The 17,039-nt window shown below is 62.5% G+C and carries 11 protein-coding genes; all 11 read right to left on the bottom strand.

What is annotated here, in order from left to right:
* Positions 1–10: 10 nt before the first annotated feature.
* Entirely contained in the window at positions 11–1,459 is a 1,449-nt protein-coding gene (locus tag ACNQ62_RS13160) for a flagellar hook-length control protein FliK (RefSeq protein WP_418095040.1), read from the bottom strand.
* Position 1,460: 1 nt separating this feature from the next.
* On the bottom strand, positions 1,461–2,132 hold the full coding sequence (locus tag ACNQ62_RS13155) for a sigma-70 family RNA polymerase sigma factor (RefSeq protein ID WP_180829492.1): 672 nt from the start codon (positions 2,130–2,132) through the stop codon (positions 1,461–1,463).
* 126 nt (positions 2,133–2,258) lie between these two features.
* The gene (locus ACNQ62_RS13150) at positions 2,259–3,542 is read right to left on the bottom strand and encodes a TRAP transporter large permease (protein WP_009824360.1); all 1,284 of its coding nucleotides are present in this window, start codon (positions 3,540–3,542) and stop codon (positions 2,259–2,261) included.
* Positions 3,535–4,056: a TRAP transporter small permease gene (locus ACNQ62_RS13145; RefSeq protein WP_418095039.1), complete on the bottom strand. Its 522-nt coding sequence runs from the start codon at positions 4,054–4,056 to the stop codon at positions 3,535–3,537. The genes ACNQ62_RS13150 and ACNQ62_RS13145 overlap by 8 nt, the downstream gene beginning before the upstream one ends.
* A 52-nt stretch (positions 4,057–4,108) precedes the next feature.
* Entirely contained in the window at positions 4,109–5,089 is a 981-nt protein-coding gene (locus tag ACNQ62_RS13140) for a TRAP transporter substrate-binding protein (protein ID WP_418095038.1), read from the bottom strand.
* An 88-nt stretch (positions 5,090–5,177) separates the two neighbouring features.
* A complete protein-coding gene (locus ACNQ62_RS13135) occupies positions 5,178–6,059 on the bottom strand; it encodes an NAD(P)-dependent oxidoreductase (protein WP_418095037.1) in 882 nt (293 codons plus the stop codon).
* Positions 6,060–6,089: 30 nt separating this feature from the next.
* Positions 6,090–7,577, bottom strand: coding sequence for an aldehyde dehydrogenase family protein (locus tag ACNQ62_RS13130; RefSeq protein WP_288960706.1), 1,488 nt, complete (start codon positions 7,575–7,577; stop codon positions 6,090–6,092).
* Between the two features lie 220 nt (positions 7,578–7,797).
* Entirely contained in the window at positions 7,798–9,078 is a 1,281-nt protein-coding gene (locus ACNQ62_RS13125; RefSeq protein WP_418095036.1) for a surface lipoprotein assembly modifier, read from the bottom strand.
* 164 nt (positions 9,079–9,242) lie between these two features.
* Positions 9,243–10,235 (bottom strand): transferrin-binding protein-like solute binding protein, encoded by a 993-nt coding sequence (locus tag ACNQ62_RS13120; protein ID WP_235208571.1) that lies wholly within the window; start codon positions 10,233–10,235, stop codon positions 9,243–9,245.
* A gap of 192 nt (positions 10,236–10,427) precedes the next feature.
* Positions 10,428–15,290: a cytochrome P450 gene (locus tag ACNQ62_RS13115; RefSeq protein ID WP_418095035.1), complete on the bottom strand. Its 4,863-nt coding sequence runs from the start codon at positions 15,288–15,290 to the stop codon at positions 10,428–10,430.
* 56 nt (positions 15,291–15,346) lie between these two features.
* Positions 15,347–17,008: a hypothetical protein gene (locus ACNQ62_RS13110; protein ID WP_418095034.1), complete on the bottom strand. Its 1,662-nt coding sequence runs from the start codon at positions 17,006–17,008 to the stop codon at positions 15,347–15,349.
* Between the last annotated feature and the right edge of the window lie 31 nt (positions 17,009–17,039).

Raw genomic sequence — 17,039 nt, 5'->3', positions numbered from 1 at the left:
TCACACCCCCTTAGGTGAGAATATCAAGTTGTCCGTCATCCACCACATTTTTGTGCTGAACGCCAGCGGTCACAGGGCCTGCGCCGTCATCAATGCCCCCACCGAACCCCGCGGTAGAGCGTTGTTGATCGCGCGCACCCTCGTCAGAGAACCCCTGCTGGAATTCAAAGCTGCCCGCGTCGGTAAACCCAAGCCCCTGCGCCAAAAGCTGGCGTTCATCGCGCAGCGTTTGCAGCACGGCAGGGTTTTCGACACGGACCACAACCCGGGTGCCGCTATCCTTGTCGGTGACGACCTCGATCTCGATTTGCCCCAACCCGCGCGGATGCAAGCTGACCGAGGTCCGGCCCTCTTTCGCCTCGACGGCCTTCACTTGGGAAATCAGCGCATCGGCAAAGGGTTTCGGTGCAGGTTTGGCCTGCGTCTCGGCACTTGGCGCGGCGGCTTTCAAATCGCTTGCTTGGTCAGCGAGGATCAGCGCGTTGCTTTCCACGGGCTGCGCCTGAACCACCTCGGCGGGCCGGAAGGTCGCGGTGACATCAACGGGCGCTTTGCCCTGTGCGGCTGCGCCATTCTGACCTGCGTTCAAAAAGGTCGGCTGCTCCGCCCCGAAAGCGGCCTGTCGCAACGGCGCGACGGGCGTATCCGCGTCAATTGATGGTTCTGGCGGGGCGGTTCCCTCAACAGCGGCCGCGGCTTGGGGTGCTGCACGCGGCGGGGTCGAAACCTTCTCACTAACCTGCGGTTTAGGGACGGGTTGCACCCCCGCCACCCCCTGCGTTTGCGCAACGCTTTGAACCTCTGCCGTAGCAGCGATTGGTTGCTGTGCCGCTACTGCTGTCGCGGGGGCAGTAACGGGCTGCGGCACAACAGAGGTTTGCGGTGCGGGTGCCGCGATTTTGACATCGGTTTTCGCCTCGACAGGGGATGGCACCGCAGGTGCAGCCGTTTCGGGCGCGACCTTAACAGCGGCCTGCGTCACATTGGCCGCTACCGCGTCAGCGGCCAATGGTGGCGCGGCCAACGGCAACTGAGGGTCAGTTTCGCCCGCGACACCTTGCACGAATGCCTGTGGCACAGCGACTGCGGGGGCGCCGACCGTGGTTGCGGTGGTTACTTGCCCAGTTGCTTGAACGATAGCCCCCTCGCCCGTCGGTTGGGCGGCCGACATCAGACCGGTGAAGGATGCCTCCATCGACAGGGCCGTCGGATCGCCCGCTTGCTCTGTGGTCAGCGAAAGCCCCAGCACATCTGCCATCCCTTCGGGGGTGATATCGTCACTACCCTGCAGAATAGGCTCACCATCGGGGCCGAGGGTGAAGGGCGGTACCGCAGCACCTGCCTCGCCAATTGCGACGGTCCCCATCAGCGCGGCGAACCCTTCGGGCACGGCGCTGGAGCCCTTGCCGGTTTTCACGCCAGCCTGCCCCGTCATCAATGCGGATAAAGCGACATTCATCTCAGTGCATCTTGCTTGTCATGACGCCACGCGCCGCGAGCTCATACTTCAACCGCGACATCGCGCGGCGTTCGATCTGGCGCAGCTTGGCGGGGGTGACCTCCATCCGCGTGGCAAGATCCTGAATGCTTTCGGGTGGCTGCTGCAAGGTCCGCGCCCGCAGCACCTCGCGGTCCATCGGCTGAAGCCGTTCCATCGCCTCAAGCAATCGCGCGCGGATCAGGGTTTGCGACGACTGCGCGATCACGGCCTCTTCGGGGTTGGGGTCTTCCGAGGCCAGCAGCGCAAAGCTGTCATCATCGTCAATGGAATGCTGCACCGTTCTCTGCACGCCCGCCGGAGTCTCGACAATGGCGCGCAGGTGGTTGCGGGCGGTCATCGTGGCGTTCTTGACCCACCATTTCGCATAGGTCGAAAACCGCACGTCCCGATCCAGATCAAACAGATCGGCGGCGTGGATCAGCCCCAGTATCCCTTCGGAAATCAGGTCTTCGCGTTCGGCCTGATCATCGCTGAGCTTGCGCGCCCAGTAGAACACGATACGCGCATGGGACAGCACCAAGGATTCAAGTGCGAACTTATCTTTGCTGACCTGCCAATCCTTTAACAGGACACGTTCATCTTCCAACGCCAACATCGGCGCATTGCGCGCTGCTGCATAAGTTATTGTCATTGCCTGCCCAACTTTTTCCCCAACATGACCACACTTCACGAATCTGGGAAAGTTTATTTTGCTTAAGGCACGGTTAAATTGGGTTTTATCCTTGGCAAACAACCCGATATCAAAGGACAGTTCCCCCTAGAACCCGCTGAGCGTCGGCAACCAAGTGGACAGCGCAGGGATAAAGGTGATCAACAGCAACGCCCCCATCAGTGCGATAAAGAACGGCGGCATTTCCTTGATCAGGGCCGATGGCTTGATGTTCACCGCCGACGAGACGACAAAAATCAGGCTTCCCACCGGCGGTGTGGTCAGACCAAGGGTCAGGTTCACAATCACGATAATCGCGAAATGATCCGGGTCGATCCCAAGCGCAAAGCTGATGGGCGCAAGGATCGGCACAAGGATCATCACCCCGGGCAGCGGGTCCATAAACAGGCCAAAGACCAGCAACAGCGCATTCACCGCCAGCAAAAAGACAATCGGCGACAGATCCCAGGCAATGATCGTCTCTGCCAGAAACTGCGGCACGCCTTCGATGATCAACACCCAGGCAAAGGCCCGCGCCGCGCCAAGGATCAGCAGCACCGCCCCCGACACCAGGGCCGCGCGCAGGATGATCGCGGGCAGATCCGCGACCCGCAGCGACCGGTAGACGAACATGCCGACGAACAGCGCGTAGAAGACCGCGATCACCGACGCCTCGGTCGGGGTGAACACGCCAAAACGGATACCGCCGACGATCAGCACCACCAGCATCAGCGCGGGCAGCGCGTAAAGCGCGATCCGCGCGATCTCGGCCAAGGGAGGCATCGGCGCGCCGCTGGCATAGCCGCGTTTGTGGCTGACCCGCGCATTGGCCAGCAGCACCGCTGCGGTGATCAGGATACCCGGCAGCACACCCGCCATGAACAGCGACCCGACCGATACCTGCTGGTCCTGCATGGCGTAGATAATCATCGTGATCGACGGCGGGATAATCGGCCCCACGACCGAGCTCGAGATGGTCAGCGCTCCGGCATAGGCACGGCCATAGCCACCCTTCTCCATCATGCGGATCATCATCGTCCCCGGCCCCGCAGCATCGGCCAGCGCCGAGCCGGAGATCCCCGCGAACATGGCAGAGCTGACTACATTCGCATGACCCAAGCCCCCTTTCAGATGCCCCACCAGCGATTGTGCCAAGCGCAGCATCGCAAGGGTCACCGCCCCGCCGGTCATGATCTCTGCCGCGAGTATAAAGAACGGCACCGCCAGAAGCGGGAAACTATCAAGGCCCGAGAACATCTCTTTCACCACAACGAGGTTGGGGTAGGACGACCCGAAGCTCAGCGCGACAAAGACGGATATCGCCATCGCAAAGGCCACGGGCAGACCAAGGGCGAGCAATACGAAAAGCGCGGGAAAAAGTATCTCAGCCATTTGCGCCTCCGGGCAGCGGATCGGCGGTGGCCCCATCCATACGTTTATAATCCCCCGCCATGATGAAGGGGCGCGCAATCAGCAGCAGGTGGGCGATCAGCAGCGCAAATCCGACCGGCATCGCCGCGTAGACATACAGGAAGGGCATCCGCAGTGCGGGCGTCACCTGATACTGCATGCGCTGCGCATATTGGATGCCGACGTAGACCATGAAACCGAAAAAGACCAAAAGCCCCATGGCAATCCCCGCCCGCAGCAGCTTTTGCCCCATGCTGGGCAGTGCATCCTGTAGGTTGGTGATCGCGACATGCCCGCCGGTGCGCAGCACAAGTCCCGCGCCGCCAAAGGTCATCCAGATCATCAGGTAGCGCGCCGCCTCGTCTGCCCAAGGCAGCGAATGGGCGGTCACATAGCGCAGGGTGATATTGGCACCGACGACCAGCGTCATTGCCGACAGCATGAGGATCAGCGCCCAACCGTTCAACGCCACGAAAATGGTTTCCAGTCTCTTCACGGCTTCCCCTCGCCCGATGTCGCCGGCATCCGTTGGATGCCGGCGGTATTGCTCACTCGAAGTTTACGATCGAGTCGACCAGCTCTTGGCCGTAGGTGTCATAGTAGCCTTCATAGGCCGATTTGATCGACGCCTGAAACGCGGCTTTCTCTTCGGCGGACAGGGCGTTTACTTCCATGCCACGCTCTTTCAGCGTTTCCACACCCGAGGTTTCCACGTTGTCGACATAGCCCCGCATCGCGGCAGCCGCTTGCGTCGCGGCTTTCTCCATCGCGGCTTTCTGATCGTCGTCCAGCCCGTCCCAGAAAGGTTTGGACACCAGCAGCATCGCGGGCGAATAGACGTGGCCCGACAGGGTCAGATATTTCTGAACTTCGTTCAGCTTGACCGAAACGATCACCGACAGCGGGTTTTCCTGACCGTCGATCACACCTTGCTGCAACGACGAAATCACCTCGGGCCAGGCCATCGGCGTGGGGGCGGCCCCCATGGCGTCGAATGCGGCGAGGTGCACGGGGTTTTCCATCGTGCGGATCTTCAGCCCTTCGACATCGGCAGGCGTGTGGATCGCATTGCGGTTGTTGGTGATGTGGCGAAAGCCCTGTTCGCCCCATGCCAGACCGTGCAGGCCGACAGTGTCGAACTCGCCCAGAATGTCCTGACCGATGGGCCCGTCGAGCACGGCGCGGGCGTGGTCCAACCCGCTGAACAGGAACGGAATGTCAAAAACACCGGTGGCGGGGACGAAGTTCGCCAGCGTGCCCGAGGACACGATTGTTGCCTCGATGGTGCCCAGTTGCAGCCCCTCGATCACTTCGCGTTCGCCGCCCAGACCCGAGGACGGGAAATGCTTGAAGCTGAACTGGTCGCCGGTCTCCGCCAGCACCACCTCTTCGAATTTCTGCGCCGCGACGCCGTAGTGGCTGTCGGGGGCCAGAGCATAGCCGATCTTGATCTCGGTCTGCGCGGCGGCGGAACCCGCCAGCGCGACAAACGCGCTTGCGGCCGCAAAATGTGTCAGATTGAATTTCATGGTAACCTCCCAGTAACCTTGTGGATGTGCTATCTAAACCCACCAAAGCTGACAAGATGCAGCCCTCGTGGCACCGCGCAACGCTGGCTTAGCCCTGCGCGGATTTCCGGAACAACTTTACCAGCTCGGGCACATAGGCCTGACCATGCCCCGCCTCGACCGTTCGGGCGAGCGCGGCAGAGACGTTATCGGCGACGGTCTGTTGCGCCCCCGATGCGGTCGACATGGCACGGTAATAGTCGATGTCTTTTTGTGCATTGCTGACGAAAAAGGGCAGCCCTTCGCGGTCGCCTTGCGTGATATAGGGGGCAAGGCGGTCCAGCGCGACACTGGCCCCGCCCCCGCCAGCCAGAACGTCCACGAACACCTGCGGATCGATCTGCGCATCGGCGGCCTGCGCTGCGGCCTCGGCCAGCAGGGTCATGAACCCGACCGACACATAATTATGCAGCAGCTTCAACCGGTGCCCGTGGCCAAGCGCACCGACGTGGTCGACCGTATCGGTAAAGCTTGCCAGCACGGGCCGGACCTTTTCCAGCACCGCGGCGTCACCCCCCACCAACAGGTTCAACGCCCCGTCATGGGCGTGTTTCGCCGTGCGTGTCATCGGCGCATCCAGATAGGCCCCGCCCGCGGCCTGCACCGCGTCGCCCATACACAGGGTGCTGTCGGGCAGCGCGGTCGAACAATCGACAACCACCGCGCCGGGTTTCAACGCCGACACCAGCCCGTGATCGCCCGTGACAATCGCCTCCACCTGAGGCGATCCGGTGACGCAGAGTATGATCACATCACTCACCGCCGCCAGCGCGGCAGGCGTGTCATACGCCACAGCGCCAAGGCCCGTAATCTCGTCTACCGGCTGGTTGCCGGGGTGATCCAGAAAGCCCAGTTCGAACTTGCCCTTGCGCAAGACGTTCCGCGCAATGCCATGGCCCATCAGACCGACACCGATAATGCCAACTTTCATCGCGTTCCTCCCTTTGTCCCGCAGCGCGGTTTAATCCGCGTTGATCCAGATCGCTTTGGTGTCCAGATATTCTTCCAGATGCTCGGTCCCGCCTTCACGGCCATAACCCGACATCTTGACCCCGCCAAAGGGCACTGCTGGATCAATGGCGTGATACATATTCACCCAGACGGACCCTGCTTTCAGCCGATGTGCCAGCTTGTGCGCCGTCCCCAGATTGGTCGAGAATACACCAGCAGCCAGCCCATAGGGCGTGTCATTGGCGCGGGTCACGACCTCGTCCAGATCATCGAACGGCAGCGCGGAAATCACGGGGCCGAAGATCTCTTCGCGGGCGATGCGCATGTCGTCGGTGACGCCGCCAAAAACGGTGGGCTGGATGAAATGCCCACCCTCCAGCGCCGCCCCTTCGGCGCGTTGCCCGCCGGTCAGAACCGTTGCGCCCTCGGCCGGACCGTCCGACAGGAAACCGGCGATCCGTTCAGCCTGACGGGCTGAGATGATGGGCCCGATATCCGTGCCCTCGTCAATCCCCTGCCCGATCTTCAGCCCTGCGGCAAACTCCGCCACGCGGCGGGTGAATTCATCATGGATCTCGCGCGCCACAAACAACCGCGATCCGGCGATGCAGATCTGACCCGAATTGGCAAAGACCGACATCGCGGCCACGGGCACCGCCTTGTCGATATCCGCATCCTTACAAACGATGACCGGCGATTTACCCCCCAGCTCAAGCGAGACGCGTTTCAACGTGCCCGTTGCCGCGCGGGCAATCGCCTGACCGGTGGCGGTTGAGCCGGTGAACACGATCTTGTCCACATCCGGATGCGCCGCCAGCGCGGCACCGGCATCGGCCCCCAATCCGGTCACCACATTCAGCACCCCGTCGGGCAGCCCCGCCTCTTGCATCAACCGCGCGATCATCAGCACGGTCAGCGACGCCTCCTCGGACGGTTTCAAGACCACGGTGCAGCCGGTCGCCAGCGCGGGCGCGATCTTCCAGACGGAACCGGCGATTGGCGCATTCCACGGGATGATCGCCCCGACCACGCCCACGGGTTCACGCACGGTGGATGAATAGATCTCGCCGGGGAAGGAGTTCGGGATTGTCTGGCCGTGGATCATCACCGCCTGCCCCGCATAGAACCGCAACATCCCCAAAACGCGACGGCTGTTGGCCAGCGTGCGCTGGATCGGCATCCCCATATCCAACGTGTCCGACAGGCACAGGCGTTCCCATTCTGCCTCGAACTTGTCGGCGATGCGCAGCAGCAGCGCCTGACGCTCGAACGGGGTGAACTTGGCCCAAGGCCCCTCGAACGCCGCGCGGGCGGCTTTTACGGCGGCATCAATATCCGCCGCGCCCCCCTGCGGTACAGTCGCCAGCAAAGACCCGTTCGCCGGATTGCGCGCATCCATCTCTGCGCCCGATTGGGCCGGGCACCATTTACCATTGATGAACATGGGCCGAAAGCTGCCGTCATACAGCGCGCTCGCCAAAGCGTTCCAGTCTTTCATACGTGTCTCCCTTGCTTTGCAGACCACCGCGTAGATGGCGTCTTTCTGCACCTCGGATCGAGGCGCCGCAAGGTAAGGCAGGCGAATTAATCCAAATTTTTGAAAGTTTTACGGCAAAGGCATGCCCGATTGGCCCGCAAACCTGTGTTTTGTCAGGATATTCGGGCCGTCTCTTTGGTGTTTGCAGGAACGGGCACCCCGTCAGGCTGCCCGCCCCACGTCAGAACTTGAGCGAGAGACTCGCCCCGATGTCGTGGCTGTCATAGTCGAACAACGCCACATTCGATTTCGCCCGCGTGTAGGTATAGGTGATGCGCGGCACGTATTTCCCGATCTGCACCTTGTTGTGCTGCACGGTGAAGGTGAGGCTGGTGGTGTCATCCTCGCGCGGGGTCGTGGTGCCGGGGAAGATGCCGTCGTATCTGTCCTGTTCGTATGCCAGTATCACGCCGGTCGAGAGACCCGATTTCCACTGTTTGTCGATCCCCATCGACACGCCGGTTTCATGGTGATCCAGATGCGCGCGCTGTGTCGTTTCGCGCAGCTGCGACAGGCCGAAGGATAGCCCGAGCGTGGGCGTCAACCGATGTTGGTACGAGACCGAGGCTCGCATCCGGTGCCCGTCCCGAAACGGGCTTTGGTCATAGGTCTGCCGATCAAACCGAAGCGCCCCCGACACCAGATCACGCGGACGCAGCTGATAGGCGCCGCGGAGCTCCGCCCCCCACCGTCGTCGCACGATGTCTGAATCAGAAAAGCTCAGCTCGGCAATCGGCCCGAAAGAGAACCGCCCCCGCTGCCCGCCACGAATGACATCGAACCGTGCGACGGCCGTGGTTTCCGTGTTCAGCGCGGAATCGTAGAATTTCGCATCCAGACTGGCGGTGCCCACGCCGGACCATCTTTCATTCCATTGCCAGCGCCGCCACGCAGTGCCGCCAATCGCCAGCCCCACCCCGGAAGACGCGCGCGACGCAGGGTTCAGCGTGAACGGCACCCCGCCAATCAGGATTTCCTGCTCGGCACTGCCGCGGGTCTGGTTCGACGACGGCAACAGCGCGAACCGCAGGGCAAAGCCGCCGGGCTTGCGCGAGCTATTATTCAGGATAAAGGTCTGCAATCCGGCGCGCAGCTGTTCGTCGGCGGTTTCCGCGACCAACCGTTCCGCATGATAGCGCGCAGCGGTCACGTCACCGCGATAGGCCAGCAGCAGGGTCAGCTCTCGTCTTGCCGGTTCATAATCGGGCGCGATGCGTACCAGATCGCGAAACAGATCAACCGCCGCCGCAGGCTGGTTCTGGCGCATCAGGATTTGACCTTCCAGATAGGCCTGATGCAGCGGCCCGTTCGGATCGCCCTTGACCAGCTGCGCCAGACTGGCCCGCGCGGCGTCATAGTTTCCCTGTTCCAGATAATTCTGTGGTGTCGCGGCCTGCGCCTGTCCGGGCGATTGGCACGCCAAAAGAACGCCCATCAGGGCGGCAAAAAGAAGATGTTTCATGGATTAACCCTCAAGCAGTTAAATCGGCGTGAAACCTGAACTCTGCACTGCGTCTCCCACATGAAATAATGGGGAGACGCAGGCATGGCTTGAGGTCATGCCCACGCCCAGAGAAGCGGGACCCGTAATTTGATCGACGCTTCTCTATCCCGTTGTCGTCGACCTTAGTCGACTTTGTCGGCCGAGAAGTAGCCGTTCCCGTTCAGCGACCCGTCGTCAGCGCCGATACCAAATGTCAGCGCACCGGCAACCTGTTCGGCGTTTGGCCCATAGAACGCACCGGAGTACGTCCCTTCGGCGCTATTGACGTCGATATCGCTGATGAAGTCCGCATCTGCCGTCAACGTCCCGGCAAAACCGTTGTTGTCGAACGTGGTTTTATCCATCGCGATGGTCCCTTCAACGGCATCACGTTCACCGTCTTCGGGGTCTTCGATGGTGGTGTTCCCGATGGTGCCCCAGATCTCGCCCGCGCCAAAGTCTGCCGTCATCGCAATTTCGCTGCGCACCTTGTACCGGCTTTCGCTGTTAGATTCGAAGCCGCTGTTTGGCACAACATTGATCCGCGACCGGCCCGTATATTCGGCTTTTGGCAGATCCTTCAGATCTTCATCCGCCGTCTCTGTGCCAAAGATCGCAAAGGTATTGTCACCCGACACATGACCTTCGGCGTTCTCTGAAGTCCGGAAAATGCTTACCACCTGGGCAAAGCCATTGCCCGCCGTCAGCAGTTCTTCGACCGGACCATTAAAGTTGTAGACCCCGGCGAATTTGCCATCCACTTCGACCTCGTAGCCGTCACCTTCGCCATTCACGTCGGCAGGGGTGAACGCCAGCTCTTCGCCGTCGATGGTCACGGTCAGCGCGCCATCGTCATTGCGCTTGATCGACGCGGTGACATCAGTCGTCGTGCTGGTTTCCCCGGTGTGATAGTTCAGGTTCTGCAAGGCGACGCCCACGGCGCGCGCGGTCAGCGTCTTGCCTGACGCGATCGCAGCACCGGCATCGACCGGATCACCATCCTCGTCTGTTGCAAAGGTCCGTTTGGCCTGCGCCTCTTCGGTGATGTCTGTCACATCAATCACCTTGTCGACCCCGTTCGATGACCCGCAGGCCGCGACGCTCAGCGCCAGTGCGGTCGTTGTCATCAATTGCATGTAAAGTTTCATTTCAATGCCCTTTCTAAATAGCCCCAAGCGGGCGGGTGCCTGCCGAAATCGCAGCAGGTTAAGAAAGGTTAAAAATCGACCGTAAACGTACCGTAATTTTTTGCGCGGCGCTCCGTGAAAAAATCGTGAAAAAAGAACGCATCAGGCGGTTTTTCATCGCTAAACGCTCAGGGGCCTAACCTATGGTTGCGACAGATATGCCAGCGCCTGTTTGCTTGGCATAAAGAAGTACCCCCCCGCCACTGTTCGGGTGAAATCCACCGGCGCAGGCTGTGCGACCCCCTCCCCTTCCGCGCGGGACATCGGGCACATATCCAGCGCCAGCGACTCCTCCGACCCCGGAATAATGAACGTATCACCCTTCTGTTTCGGCGTGATCAACGGGTCTGGCCCATGCCGCCCGCCGTGGAACCCGTCTGCGTTGATCCAGGTCTGCTGCACGAACTCGAACTGCCGTTCGATATTGGCGTTAAAGCACATAAAGAAGGTGCCTTCCTCTTGCTCAACCGGCGGTACAGTTTCGGTATCGCGCCGCACCCAGCCCGCGTCGATCAAGCCTGCGTCCTGCGGCGCGTCAAACGCGCTGCTATAGGTCCGGCCCCGCCGCAACAGCCGATGGCGGTTGTTGATCTGCAATGTGATCTCGTGACCGGGGCGGAAACTGTCGCGCGGGTTGGCGCGGCGGATATGCGACCCGATCGGGCAATACAGCCCCAAGGGGTCGTCCTCGCCATGGCGGAAATCATTGTCGGGGATCACCGGCCGCAGCAGATCGCGCGGTATGCCAAGCGGGCCGACCTCATGCTCCAGCTCTGACAAGGCATCGTTGAACGCGGCCCAGCCCTGCGCCGTCCAGATCGTCTCATCCATGCTCAGCCCGCCATCCACGCCCAAACGGACGCTTCCCCTTGGCGTGCGTGTCCGGTCAAGGAACTGCTGCAGCGCAACAAGATGGCCGTCGGTCGCAGGGCGCTGGTCCGTGGCGGCCTGCAATGCCTTGAGGCGCAGCCCGACATAGCGACGCACGACCGCGTGATAGCGCGCACGGTTGCGCAGGCTGCGCGACACCGACGGGTTGCGCGCCAGTGAACTGCCGTCCGCCCACCGACCGATGATCTTGGCGGTGATCCATTGCTCCATCCAGATCTGCCGTGCATCCGGCCCCATAGGCACATCGCCATAGGGCGACTGATCCATCTGCCCGCGCTGCATATCCCCCAGCACGATATCCTTGTCGCCGGGCATGTGGTCGCCCTGCCGGATCCTGATGTCGGCCTGCATATCCTCGCGGATCGCATCCGCGATGCCCTTTTGCGGCAGATGTCGCGCCTCAAGCCCGCGCGCCTTGGCCGCCACAAAATCCTTCAAAGCCTTGTCATTGTGCAAGATCTGCCGCACCGCCAGAAAGCTCCCGCCGCGGCCAAAATCACGCTGGTCCCCCAGATGCAGCCGCCCAAAGCGCGGCACCAGATCCGTGACCGGCCGCTCGACCGCCGACAGCCCCTGCGCCGCCGGCGTATCGGCGGGCACGGTGATCGCCAGCGGCAGGTAGCCCCGGGAATCGGGATACCCCAGGATGAACTCCCCCGCGCCGACCACATCATCCGGCGCGGCCTTGCCTTTGGCAAAGGCCTGGGTGTGGCGCATGATCGGCTGCGAGATACCGTCACGCGTGCCGAACCCGTCGCTATGGGCCAAGCCGCGGCGTTGCAGATCCGCCCGCACGATGCTGTCCACCGCGATGCCATATTGCTCGAACATCACGGTCAGCGTGTCGTCGGTTGCCGCCTGCTCCGAAGGATCGCGGGCATAGGACAGCAGCAAAGCATGCGCGGCACCGTCGCTCCACCGCCAGCGGGCGGGATCGGCGGGCGTGCCCGCATCGCCCAACACCCGCGCCCGTGCCGCCATGCCGCTGGCAAAGGCGTGGGGCAACGTCGCGCGCCCGTCGTGGGGCGTGTCGGGAAACCCCAGCAGCGACAGCCCGCCAGAGGAAAGAGCAATGAAATGCGCCGGATAATCGGGATAGGCGTCGCCAAAGCTCAGCCGCGCATCCCAAGGCGCACCGGGGGTCTCGGCATTGCGCGCCTCTTGCAGCAACTGCGCGATCAGGCGTTTGCCCCCCTGCCCCGTGTCAAAGCGCAGCACCCGCGCGGTCATCAACGGATGCCGCCCCAGCCCGTTGAACAGCAAGGTCTGCACCTGGTCCGTCTCGATCGCATCGGCCGGGCGCGGCGCGGTGTAGAATAGGTTGGCCCATGCGCGATATTCGTCATGGGTCAGCGCCCGCGCCAGCCCGTCGCGCACCAGCGCATTGGTGCGGATCATCCCAGTGGTCAGCAGCGGAAAGCGGCTGTACCAGACCTGCGTCTGCACCTGCTGGCGCCGCACCCAGCGTTTGAACCTGTCGCCGTCCTGTGCCCCATCCAGAAAAAACCACCGGCTGCGCGGAAAGCCCACGCAGTTATTCCACGCCATCGTCTGGCCGCGGTGCACCTTGGTGATGAAATCCTCTAGGTAGCTTTCCCAGCTGCCGTCATAATTGCCCTGAAAGATCAGCTTTTGACTGCCTTTGGGGCAGTACCAGCGCGCATAATGGATGGTGGCGAAATCGGTGACAAAGCCGGGGCGGAACCACAGGATTTTCATATATTTGATGATGTGGAACGCCAGCGCCGTGGTCAGCCGCCGCAGCAGCCCGGGCTTCAAGGCACTGACCGAGGTGATGTGGTTCTGCGCATAGCCGGGCAGATCCTCCATCGCTTGCACGGCGGCGACGTGATCATGAGGCGCATAGCGGTCATCCGGCGTCTCGCGCGTCTCGACCCGCCGCAACCATGCCAGCACCCCGCCCGCCACCGTGAGCGCAAGCAACAGCGGCACCATCCACAGCGAGACATAGACATCCGCCGCCTGCAGCAGACTGACAAGACCAAAGGCGACCAGCCCCACAGGCAGCACCAACGCCAGCAGCGCAAAGACCGCCAAGGGCTTCAGCCCCAGCCCCGCATATTTCGCGATAAACCCCGAGAAGGGGAAATCCTTGTGCCGCGAGAAACGCGGATAGCGATGGGATGGGCGGTACAGCAGCGCCGCTTTCGCAGGGTCCTCCTGCATCTGTCTGCGGATATCGGCCACCAGATCAGCAGGGTCCGTGGTGCCCTCGGCTGCGCGCTGCCGCACCTGCGCCTCGGCCCAGTCATAGAGGTTTTTCTCCGCCTCGATCTGGCGCACGGGCATATGTTCGGTGCCGTTGAAGTTCACCCCGATGGTGCCCCAGGGCTTGGTATCGGGGTGCAGCAGATGCGCGCGCACCGCCGCGATAAACCCGCCCTGCGCATCTTTCAGAAACGGCAGCACTGTCGAACAGGGCGCGTCGATCCGTTGCGCCAACCGCGCCAGCGCGTCCCGCGGCATGCCATCGGTGTTGAACTCTGCCAGCAGATGCGTGGGCCGCGCATCAAGCCGCGTCTCGGCCCCCAGATTGACCAGATTGAGGCTTGCGAAATGCACGATCCCTGTGCCCTCAAGCCCCTGCTTCAAATCCGACGTCTCCTCCTGCAACCCCGCCAGGACCGCGCGCAGCGCCTCTATATCCACCCCCTCTTTCAAGGGCACAGGCGCCACGATCGTCGACTGTGCCGCGTGGCCGTCCACCATGTCGAACCGCATCCGCAAGCGGCCCAGATAGGGGCCATAGAACTTTGGCCGCTCGGGCAGAAAGGCGATGCCGGGGCGCGACAGGATGATCTGGAACGCCTCGGTGATGATCTCATGCGCCATCTCATGCCCCAGACAGTGATGCATCCCCAAACCAAAGGACAGATCCGGCAGCGCGGTGCCGTCCTTGGCCAGGAACCCTTCGCCGGGCATGAAGCGGTTGGGGTGTTTCACCACCCGCGGATCATGCAGGGCTTGCGCTGTTGCCAGAATGACCACGGCACCGGGTTTGATCCGCCGCAGCGCCTCGGGCAGGCCGTGGGTATCGCCGGCCTCTTTACGCAGGCGGAACTGGCCGGGAAAAAGCGACGGATTGAAGCGGGCGATCTCGAACAATATGTCACGCAGGGCCAAGCGGGCCTGCGGGTCATCGGGGGCGGCTTCGGCCCGCGCGGCACAACGCAGCGCCTGATGGAACTGGTCCGGCTTGCGGCGCATCTGGTCGAGTATCTTGCCCGCCGCAAGCGCGGTGGTGGGCACAAAGCCGGTGATCACCCCGAACAGGATCACCCGCACGGTGTCTTTGTCCGACTGTTCCCAAACCGGCCCAGCATCGCCTTGCCGCGCGACCTGATCCATCAACCCTTGCAAGAACCCAGCCTGTGCGGGGTCCGCCCGTTCGTCGGCGGACAGATTGGCATAGGCGTCGATACTGGCATCCAGCAGATCGCAGATGCGCTTGGCCCCGATCATCGCCTGCCGACGCACCGCAGGCGTGCCCGAGGGGTCGGCAAAGATCAGCGAGGAACAGGCCGCCGAAAACGCGGCAAAGTTTTCCGCGCTCGGGGCCGCGATGCCAAAGGTCTTCAGACAGGCCTCTGCCGTAACGCGCATAAAGACATCGCGCGCCATGTCGATCTGCCCGCCGCTATCCTCCAGCAAAGCTTCGGTCACGCGGCGCACCACAGGGCGCACATGGGTCACTGGATCAATCGCCGCCCAAGGATCGCGCAAAATCGCCATCTGCGCGGCATGGGTCTGTGCATCATCGCCCAAGGCAAAAACCGGCGGGCCTGCCATCTCTTCCATCTCGGGGCCAAAGGGCACGCCGAACACATCGGGCCGATGCAATGCCGCGACAATATCGGCGTGGCGCGTGACAAAGTGATACGGCCCCAACCGCACCACCGGCGCAATCCGCTGCATCAGGCGCAGCCCGCCATGTTTCATCAGCCCTTGCGTGATCCGGCTCCGCAGCTGTGCGACCCAACTGCCGTTCAGCGCATCAAGCGTGAAATGCCGCGTTCCCAGATCAGAGGGATGCGCCCGCTCCTCCGCCTGCGCTTGCCGGATACCAGCGTAGTTGTCTGCATATTTCGTCATGCGTCGGATGCCTTCTGCAAAGGCCCCCCGGGGGGTCACCAGCCGGCGCGCCGTACCTAGAACATCTCTTCAATCATACGCGCGTTCAGCGACCGGTCCGAAAAGGGAAGCCAGTTGATATAGCTGCGGTTGAAACGGGGCTCGAACTCGTACAGGTCGCGCTTGGCACGCGCCACGGCGTCGGGGCGGCCCATGCGGTGCAGCGCCAGGACCTTGACCATATGGGCGTACCAATAGGCGGGGCGCAGCAACAAGGCGTGATCCGCGTGCTGCAATGCGGCCGACAGATCCCCGGCCAGCAACGCGGCAAGCGCTGTCTCCCCCTCGAAACAGAAGCGCTGCGGGTGGTGAGGCGACAGGCGGATCGCATGTTCCAGTGCCTCCAGCGCCGCCAAGGGGTTGCCATCATAGGCCAGATTCGTGCCGCGCTGGTCATGGGCAAAGGCCAGCGAGGGGCACAGCCGGATCGCCTCGTCCGTGTAATGCACAGCGGCCGTCTTATTGCCCAGCCAACATTCCGCACAGCCCGCAATCCAATAGCCCCGCCCGTCCGACACATCCAGCTTGATCGCCTTTTGCGCCTGTCGCCGCGCCAGCTTGATGTCACGTGGATCGGCGCGGCAGGTCCAGACCCGCCACAGCGTGGTCAGCGCAAGATAGACATGCGCCTCTATATGACCGGGGTTGCGCGCGATGATATCCTCGAAGATCGCCTGCGCCTTCTCGAAATCCTCAGCCGTGAGGCGGTTGATATGCCAACGCCCCTGCCACACCAGCGCCTCGTCACTTTGTGCCGGCCGCGACTGGGACCGCTGCTCGTAGGATTGCGCCAAGGCACAGCTGAAATTCCCCGCCACCTCAATCGCCATATCCCGCGCGACTGTGGCAAACCCCGCCCCGATGTCGGCAGCATCGGCCAGCGGCGCGGTAAACTGCGCACGTTTCACCGATTGCCCCGTGGTCAGATGCGTCAGCTCCACCATCAAGACCAACCGCCCGCCGCTCTGGCGCAACTGGCCGGTCACCACATAATTCGCCGTCGCAGGCCGCGCGGCACCGGCGGCGCTGCGGCCACTGTGCACGGCCCAATCCATAAAGCTGATCCAACGATGCCGCGCCAGCTGGTCCAACACCTGCTCTGCCAGCTCTTGCGCCTGAGGGGTCAGCGGCTCGGCACTGGCAAAGGGCATGAGTGTCACACAAGGCACATCCAGCGGCGGGGCGAAGTCAACCTCTGATGGGTCGGGACCGCCCTGCGAGGTCTCTAGCTGGCGGGACCAGAAGGCGCGCTGCTCGCGCAGCCAGTTGTCGAATTCAGGGTCCCTGATATCAAGCCCTTCAAGGAACTCCGCCTGCCCCGGCAACCGCTGCGCCACTGACGAAAGCTCAAGCGCATCTACCGCGACCTCGCTCAGCGACAGCGTGACCGTGGTGCGATCCGCCTCCAGCACATCGCCCATCGGGGCAAGCGCACGGCGCAGGGCAGACAGCGTCTGGCGCAGGCTCGCCGCACCTTCACGCTCTCCGCGTTCGCTCCATAGCTTGTATTGCAACCAACGTCTTTCGCGCCTGCCACCGGGGGCGACCGCCAACATCGCCAACACAGCGCGCGCCTTCTTCGAGGTGATGGTGACACGTGACCCATCGGTGCGCCGCAAATCGAACGGCCCGATGACATTTAGCTGCAATCCTAGAGTTTTATGAGAACCATCCGCCAAAACTACCCACCACTTTCGTCATGGTTGAGTG

This window comes from Sulfitobacter sp. SBS6 (assembly GCF_048285585.1).
Taxonomy (GTDB): Bacteria; Pseudomonadota; Alphaproteobacteria; order Rhodobacterales; family Rhodobacteraceae; genus Sulfitobacter; species Sulfitobacter pontiacus.
Note: the sequence above shows the minus strand (reverse complement) of the source record. Positions and strands in the feature narration are given on the sequence as shown.

What these genes read in the sequence shown, in the direction of transcription:
- ACNQ62_RS13160 (WP_418095040.1), bottom strand. Translation starts at nt 1,459, where the DNA reads ATGAATGTCGCTTTATCCGCATTGATGACGGGGCAGGCTGGCGTGAAA.
- ACNQ62_RS13155 (WP_180829492.1), bottom strand. Translation starts at nt 2,132, where the DNA reads ATGACAATAACTTATGCAGCAGCGCGCAATGCGCCGATGTTGGCGTTG.
- ACNQ62_RS13150 (WP_009824360.1), bottom strand. Translation starts at nt 3,542, where the DNA reads ATGGCTGAGATACTTTTTCCCGCGCTTTTCGTATTGCTCGCCCTTGGT.
- ACNQ62_RS13140 (WP_418095038.1), bottom strand. Translation starts at nt 5,089, where the DNA reads ATGAAATTCAATCTGACACATTTTGCGGCCGCAAGCGCGTTTGTCGCG.
- ACNQ62_RS13135 (WP_418095037.1), bottom strand. Translation starts at nt 6,059, where the DNA reads ATGAAAGTTGGCATTATCGGTGTCGGTCTGATGGGCCATGGCATTGCG.
- ACNQ62_RS13130 (WP_288960706.1), bottom strand. Translation starts at nt 7,577, where the DNA reads ATGAAAGACTGGAACGCTTTGGCGAGCGCGCTGTATGACGGCAGCTTT.
- ACNQ62_RS13125 (WP_418095036.1), bottom strand. Translation starts at nt 9,078, where the DNA reads ATGAAACATCTTCTTTTTGCCGCCCTGATGGGCGTTCTTTTGGCGTGC.
- ACNQ62_RS13120 (WP_235208571.1), bottom strand. Translation starts at nt 10,235, where the DNA reads ATGCAATTGATGACAACGACCGCACTGGCGCTGAGCGTCGCGGCCTGC.
- ACNQ62_RS13115 (WP_418095035.1), bottom strand. Translation starts at nt 15,290, where the DNA reads ATGACGAAATATGCAGACAACTACGCTGGTATCCGGCAAGCGCAGGCG.